At 36.7% G+C, this 7,040-nt stretch carries 7 protein-coding genes and 1 pseudogene; all 8 read right to left on the reverse strand.

Annotated features, from left to right (window positions below; translation table 11 throughout):
- Positions 1-781, reverse strand: a pseudogene (locus tag QET40_RS00035) (hypothetical protein); the annotation flags it as partial.
- A gap of 132 nt (positions 782-913) precedes the next feature.
- Positions 914-1,330, reverse strand: coding sequence for a hypothetical protein (locus tag QET40_RS00040; RefSeq protein WP_280125124.1), 417 nt, complete (start codon positions 1,328-1,330; stop codon positions 914-916).
- Positions 1,331-2,233: 903 nt separating this feature from the next.
- Positions 2,234-3,100, reverse strand: a complete 867-nt coding sequence (locus QET40_RS00045; protein WP_280125125.1) for an RHS repeat-associated core domain-containing protein — start codon at positions 3,098-3,100, stop codon at positions 2,234-2,236.
- A 453-nt stretch (positions 3,101-3,553) separates the two neighbouring features.
- Positions 3,554-4,216 (reverse strand): hypothetical protein, encoded by a 663-nt coding sequence (locus tag QET40_RS00050; RefSeq protein ID WP_280125126.1) that lies wholly within the window; start codon positions 4,214-4,216, stop codon positions 3,554-3,556.
- 5 nt (positions 4,217-4,221) lie between these two features.
- Positions 4,222-5,028 (reverse strand): RHS repeat-associated core domain-containing protein, encoded by an 807-nt coding sequence (locus QET40_RS00055; RefSeq protein ID WP_280125130.1) that lies wholly within the window; start codon positions 5,026-5,028, stop codon positions 4,222-4,224.
- Between the two features lie 5 nt (positions 5,029-5,033).
- Complete coding sequence (locus QET40_RS00060; protein WP_280125127.1) at positions 5,034-5,240, reverse strand: hypothetical protein; 207 nt, start codon at positions 5,238-5,240, stop codon at positions 5,034-5,036.
- Between the two features lie 98 nt (positions 5,241-5,338).
- Complete coding sequence (locus QET40_RS00065; protein ID WP_280125128.1) at positions 5,339-6,154, reverse strand: hypothetical protein; 816 nt, start codon at positions 6,152-6,154, stop codon at positions 5,339-5,341.
- A 92-nt stretch (positions 6,155-6,246) separates the two neighbouring features.
- Positions 6,247-7,040: RHS repeat-associated core domain-containing protein (locus tag QET40_RS00070; RefSeq protein WP_280125129.1), on the reverse strand; the 794-nt coding region annotated here is incomplete at its 5' end.

A 7,040-nucleotide genomic window follows, 5' to 3' on the forward strand; every position in this document is an offset into this window, starting at 1 on the left:
CCCGGTAGGTCCGGTAGACGTCAAGCAAGGTGTCCACGTCGTCGAAACCGGCCGAGGGGTCGCGGGTGAGCTTGTAGCCCGATGAACGGCCGAGTCCGTCACGCGTTTCCTTGAGGATGTAATGACAGCCTCCTATCTCCAGGCTTTCCGTTTCCTGTTCCCCGTAGGCGTTGTAAGTCACGGTGCGGGTCCCGGAAGCATCCGTCACGGAAACAGGCTGACCGAGGAGGTTGTACTCGAAAGAGATCCCCGGAGTCCCGTCTTCGTAAGTTACTTCCACGAGTTCCCCCGTCAGAGGTGCGTAGGCGTACCGGACCGCTCCTTGCACTTGGTGACTATTTTTGGTTTCCAGCCGATTGAGCGCATCATAGGCATAGACTTCCGACTTGTTGAACATGGGGTCGTACTTGACCGTCAGGAGACCGGAACCGAAGTGATAACCCCAGAGGGTTTTGCGGCCATTCGGAAGGTTTTTCGGGTTGCCGGTAATAGTTTCCCCGGGTGCGCCGTAGGTCGTCAATCCGGCGATGCGGTTCATTTCGTCGTATTCGTAGAGAGCGGGCTGGAAGGCTGTACCGTATTCCGCAACGGTACGACCGCGCTGATCGTATTCGAAGAACGAGGTCTTGCCTGCGGCGTCGACGATGCTGGCGGGTTTGCCCGCGCCGAGATCGTAGACGATTTCCGTGGCGTTGCCTGCCGCATCCGTCGTTTTCAGCGTCCAGCCGAGAACGTTCTGATCCTCGACGGTCGTGTTGCCGCGGCCATCGGTGGTTTTCACCTGGATGCCGTTCTGGTGGTAGCTAGTCGAATTTGGAAAATATTGTTTACTTGTTCTGAATATATATAATATCTACGCATTATTTCATGATATCAATCTATAATGCGCAGATTGTTAATATTGTACAATCCCCTATCCTTGAAGGAAAATATAAATATATTTTCCTTCAATCACAAATGGTTCAAATGCGTGTTTGTATGCCGGGTGCAATCCGGGATCGTCATTTGGTTCTATTCGATAAAAAGGATACTCAATACTCGCTAGTATGTATACGCCAAATTTATATAACGGTTTTCTCCTAGGTAATGACTTGCCTAAAGGAACAATCCTTATACCTGAATAAATTGGGAAAACCCCATATTTTTTTGATGCGTCATTGACAACACTTACAAATTCATTATTGAATTTTTTCAATTCGTTATCTTTCTTTTCCGCATCATGAGCATATTTGATCATTTTCCCTGGGATGCCCTGTGATATTGACTGCAAATCAGGAGCGCAGCTTTGAAGCAAAACGAATGCCAAGAAAACAACATATTTTATATTCATTATTTCAATTAGTAATGATACCTACCACGCCTATACAAATCTAATTCTTATCACCACAAGATACCATCATAATCATTGAAGTAATGATTATATATAAAAAATCAATGGCATTATTCTAAGATATTCCGACATGTTTAATAGATCCATTCAATTTCACTTACTCAGAACTTACGGTAGAGGTGATAATCTACGAAATACTGGTAATTCATACCGACAAATTCATATATCCAAGTATCAGTATGGAAGAATAAAGAATCAACATCTTGTATGTAAAATTCAACATAAAATTAGTTCTCTTTCGCACATAGAAAGAACAAAACATCGGTAGAATAAGAGATAGCATCGCAGCATTTCCAAATAATACATAATAACTTTCCCCAAAATCTCTCATAAAAATGAATCCAAACAGTGTTATCAATAATATAAAATAAAAAAACACATCACCGAGATTTTTCGTTTTATTATCTCTCTCAGCGAACGAAGATTTGTTAATGAAGGAATAACAAGGATACACAATTGATATAATAAGAATGATTAGATATCCCAGTATAGTAGTGGCAACGAATTCATTAATTGTAGGAATTTTGAAATAGTACAATACCCATTCCAAGATAACAAAGCCAACAACAGAATACAGCACAAGAGAATTTCTCCCATTATAGGTCACATCAACCTCACTCCCACCATTGATCCCACATGTGATGAATGTTTTCTTCCCTATAACATTGGTAATGGATACTTGATCACATTCATGGATATCTACTTCATGATTTGGCTTTACAATAATGCCTTCCTTTCCTTTCGAACTGACTTTTATGCTAAATAGCGAATCGTTTTTTATTTTCATTTTTTTAGTGCTTGCACGTATTAATATATCTAATACGTGCAAGCTATATTTATTTTTTATTTATTGGGATTATACCAAATTCTATTGATATATGCTTGATTATTACCTTTTCTCGCAGAACTTGATCGAACAAGGCTTGACTCAGGGCTACCGATTCCCCACTTCGCTTCAGCTTCGTGCTTCTTTGTTATTTTATTACGCCTGCAAGAAAAAACTACTGATATAGAGTATGACGTATAAGATGTATAATTACCAGCACCTATTGATGAGCCTACTACACCACCTAGTGCACCTAAGCCCATGCTTGCCAAATAACCTAAGCCATATACAACTCCAGCAGCTCCGCCGGCTATTCCAATAGTTATTCCACCTCCTGTAGAAATCAAATTTGCTATATCTATACTTACATTTGTTGAAAAATTAACTGTATTATATTTTTTTATTTCTGCTGACATAGTCCCTACGGATTTTTTTAAAAATCCATAGGAACTTTTTTCTTTATTTGATCCTCTAGCATAAGTTATTCTTATGTCACCTTGTTGTATACATTCTGCACTAGCTTTGCCATAGAGTATAAATAAAAAATTATCATTGCTAAATTCACTTTTACCTGGTCCTCCTTCATCATCATACCATTCCTGGCTAATTGATGCTGTAATGGTATTTCCGGATAACCCCAATATATCATACATTGAAATCGTATTATTTTTCAACATATTATACAAATTATGTCCACCACGTTCCCCGATAGGGTCGCGGGTAAGCCAGCGGCCGTCGGTAGGATTGTAGTCTCGGTAATTATAGTACATGGTACCTGTTTCACGGTCGGTTATTTCGCTGGAAAAACCTAGCGGATTTGCGTGGCCACAAGAACCGCCTTCGATAACCATGCGGTTATAGGGGGCGTAATCGTAGCTTGCCATCAAATTCCGTTTTCTCCAAGAATTTCTGCTGCATTTTAAATCGTGTGGACTTAGTTGTAATGATTGTTGTCGGAGGTTGTCAGGCCGAGCGGACGCGTGGCTGTTGGCTCAGACAGATCCCACAGGATGGTGTGAACCAGGGCGTCTCATTCAGCGCGTCGAGCGTAGCGATGCGCAGGAAGCCGCGGTACATATAGCTTTCGTCTCGCGTGAGCGTGCCGTTGGTGCGCACCTAGTGGCGATACTTGTTTATGACACTATTAACGGAATATTATAAGACTGTTGAAGTCACTCAGCTAGTCATGACCCTTAACTTATGAATATGCTCGTTACTCTTTTTTATATCATTACAGGACTGCCTTTTCCTGAAGCAGTCCTGTAATACAGCTCATTCTGAGCAATCAGTCAGTAGAATAGTATTTGTTTTCGATTCTACCAATTTTTTATTTTATGTTATTTTTCCATAAACTTACTTTCATTCAAAAAATTTTTGATGATTGAAAATTCATTTTTTGTTATTATTCTTGCCCCTATTCCTTGTATTAGTTTATCATCGTTGTAAATCGAAACAAAAATACTATAATATTCTCCACCTGTTTTTTCATATATAGTAAAATATATTCTACTGTTTGAAATATTCGACTCTAAAAAAACAATATTTAAAACTTCAATATCACCGTATCCATGAATGAAAAATTTCCTAAATTTTTGCTTTTTTCCGACAAGATCATTTACTGCAACTGGAATAAAGTAATATGGCCCTGATTCAATCCATATTTTAGATAATTTCCCATATAAATTTTTGTAGCTGATTTTTTTAGATAAATTTTTATTGTTGTTATGATTTGTTGTATAATCAAAATCGTTATCATCTATTTTAATTATAGATTCTATCTTCTGTGGTATGCTACACTTTAAAGCGCTATCGCCCTTAGCTAATGTACTTGTCTCGTAAAAAATTTTACTTACTTCATCTATTCCATCTATTGTATATATATATCCATCTTTATTATATGCATAGTAATCACGATTTTTTATAAAATCTTCTAAACCATCATTATTCTGCGTACATGATTGAAGGATGAGTATTGCTGTTAAATACTTTATTTTTTGCATTTGTTTTAGTTGAAAGGGTTGTCAAAGTTTTGTTGTAATTTATTGTAAGCATCTTGCGAATCTGAATTTTGATTAGAACAACATGGGCGTATTGCAGCTCCTTTTGTTCCACCACATAATGATTTTCGTGCGTGTTCTTTAGCGTATATACCTCTCAGCGCTTCACTACTATTAGAACGGCATTCACCATAATATGAAGCACGAACTTCTGTCTCCCAAAATGTTTGACAATTACTATCAACCCCTTTCGTACAGTAATCATAGTAATGAGTTAATTCATGCCTCAATGTATTTAATAGTCCATTTTCGGAATTATGGCTTTGCGCATTAATTATAATAACTGGGGCAGTTTCAGGCTCTCCATAAACACGAGTTATTCCATAAGGTATTTTGATAGGATTTTCTTTGCCATTAGGTATTGTTGGATTACACTGACAGCTAATATATAATCCTTCACATTTTGTTCCTTTATGTAATACAAGATTAATTGTCGATTTTCCTTTACTACTAATAATAGACATACAACTTTCAACTGACATCAATCCTAAATAATCCGATTTATTAGTAAGTTGATTCACTAACATAGTATATAGGTTTTTGTCATCATTTGCGATGGGGTCGCGGGTGAGCCAGCGGCCGTCGGTGGGGTTGTAGTCTCGGTAATTATAGTACATGGTGCCTGTTTCACGGTCGGTTATTTCGCTGGAAAAACCTAGCGGATTTGCGTGGGCACAAGAACCGCTTTCGATGACCGTGCGACCATAGGGGTCATACTCGTAGCTTGCCACGAGTCTTCCCGTTTCGTCGAGCATTTCCGTCACGTTTTTCGTAAAATCGTGACCATAGCTGTAGTGTGTTCCATCGGAGGCGTCAGACCCAGCGGACGCGTGGCCTCCGGTTCCGACGGATCCCACAAAATCGCATGCACCAGGGCATCTCCATTCAATGCGTCGAGCGTGACGATGCGCAGGTAGCCCCGGTACAGGTAGCGTTCGTTCCGCATCAGTGTTCTGTTGGTACGCACCTGGCAGAAACAACTATATTTATCCAATGATGCGCCCTAAAATATACTTGCATAATACTACACTACAATAGCAGGGATGTCTTAAGAAAGCATCCCTACTATTTTAACAATTTAGTATATTTCCTAATATAAAATTCTGTCTGCTCTAGTTGCATAACATCTGTTTTAAAATCACCAAAAATTATTTGAATTCCTTTTGATTGGCTCGAAATATCATCTTTATTTATTTTAAAAATCAAAATATATTTTTCACCTGGATAAACAACTGAATTATCTTTTTCAATACTATAAAATTTATCAATATCGTCAATCGTTTTTTTAATATTTAAATATTGAATTTTACTTAAGTATCTACTATGTATTATTTCTTTGGTTTCGTTGCTGATTTCAATTATTACAATAAATTTTTCATTTAAATAAAAATAATCTTTTACTTTAATCTCTATTTCATTCGAATTATTTTTTTCCAGATACTGATTAAGTTCAGAAAATATGAATGGTTTTGAGTAAGAACCACAGTAACCTAATCGATATAAAAAATTCTTTTTAATTTTTTTAGAATCATATATAAATTTTATATATCGTTTCTCGCCAGGAAATAAAGGATATGGAGAAATTAAACTACAGGAATTATATACAGGAGAATCATCAATCCATTGTCCATTTTCAAAATATGACAATGAATAACAATTCTTTTGAATTATTCTATTTTTAGGTAAAAAATAGAATAATTCATTAATACATTCATTATTAACAAAATATGATACAATATACTTTTGATCTCCATTTTCCTTAGAAATACTATTAATTATCAATTCAGGTCTCTCTTCCGATAGTCTACCACGTATAATATCATTCGATTCAAGAAACCAGTTTCTATATGAAAATAAATTCGCATGTAAATAATTGGTCATGTAGAGAAATACAATTAGAATATATATTGTTGCTTTCTTCATAAATATTTTTATTTCCGGCAATCTTGTTAGATTGCCGGAATTTTACTTGACTACATGTTTGCAGGAATCTGATTTGGATGCCCCCAAACATGTTTCCCTGATTTATCCCATTTATTATATGAATTCTCTAATACTTTTAGAACAGATGACCTTAATTCTTCAATTACTAATTCTCTTTTATCTAAGCATGTATGTTCATCCTTAAATTCTTGTTTCTTAACTTCATTTTCTTTTTCTTCCAAATATTTCTTTATATTTTGATCTGGCCATTTTTCTTGATCTTCTTTATGCTCTAATTCTCTTTCACGAACCCATATATAAGGAACATATACATTATTCACACCCAACGGAGAAACATTATCTCCTTTTGTTTTAGGCATAATTGCAATTAGCACATAATATGATATTTCATAATTTTCAACTTTATAGCAATTTTTGTTTGTTTTTTTGCAAGTGCAAGCTAGCCTAACTATAAGCTGTGTTATAGCAAGACCGTTTAGTCCTATATTTGAACTATTAAAAATTATATATTCATCTTCATCATGGCCTACTTTGCCATTATTATCCGTAAAAATTTCGAGAGTTGATTTTTTTTCCCATTTTACATTACCAATAATATCGATACTATTAACTGGTTGATTTTCTACAAATCTGTATAGATTACGTCCACCCTGCTCCTCGATAGGGTCGCGGGTGAGCCAGCGACCATCAGTGGGATTGTAGTCTCGGTAATTATAGTACATGGTACCTGTTTCACGGTCGGTTATTTCGCTGGAAAAACCTAGCGGATTTGCGTGGGCACAAGAACCGCTTTCGATGATCGTGCGACCATAGGGGTCATACT

Source organism: Akkermansia sp. N21169 (assembly GCF_029854675.1).
Lineage (GTDB): Bacteria > Verrucomicrobiota > Verrucomicrobiia > Verrucomicrobiales > Akkermansiaceae > Akkermansia.

Bases quoted from the DNA above. Each gene is read 5' to 3' on its own strand.
- QET40_RS00040 (WP_280125124.1), bottom strand. From the start codon at position 1,330: ATGAATATAAAATATGTTGTTTTCTTGGCATTCGTTTTGCTTCAAAGC.
- QET40_RS00045 (WP_280125125.1), bottom strand. From the start codon at position 3,100: ATGGCAAGCTACGATTACGCCCCCTATAACCGCATGGTTATCGAAGGC.
- QET40_RS00050 (WP_280125126.1), bottom strand. From the start codon at position 4,216: ATGCAAAAAATAAAGTATTTAACAGCAATACTCATCCTTCAATCATGT.
- QET40_RS00055 (WP_280125130.1), bottom strand. From the start codon at position 5,028: ATGCTCGACGAAACGGGAAGACTCGTGGCAAGCTACGAGTATGACCCC.
- QET40_RS00065 (WP_280125128.1), bottom strand. From the start codon at position 6,154: ATGACCAATTATTTACATGCGAATTTATTTTCATATAGAAACTGGTTT.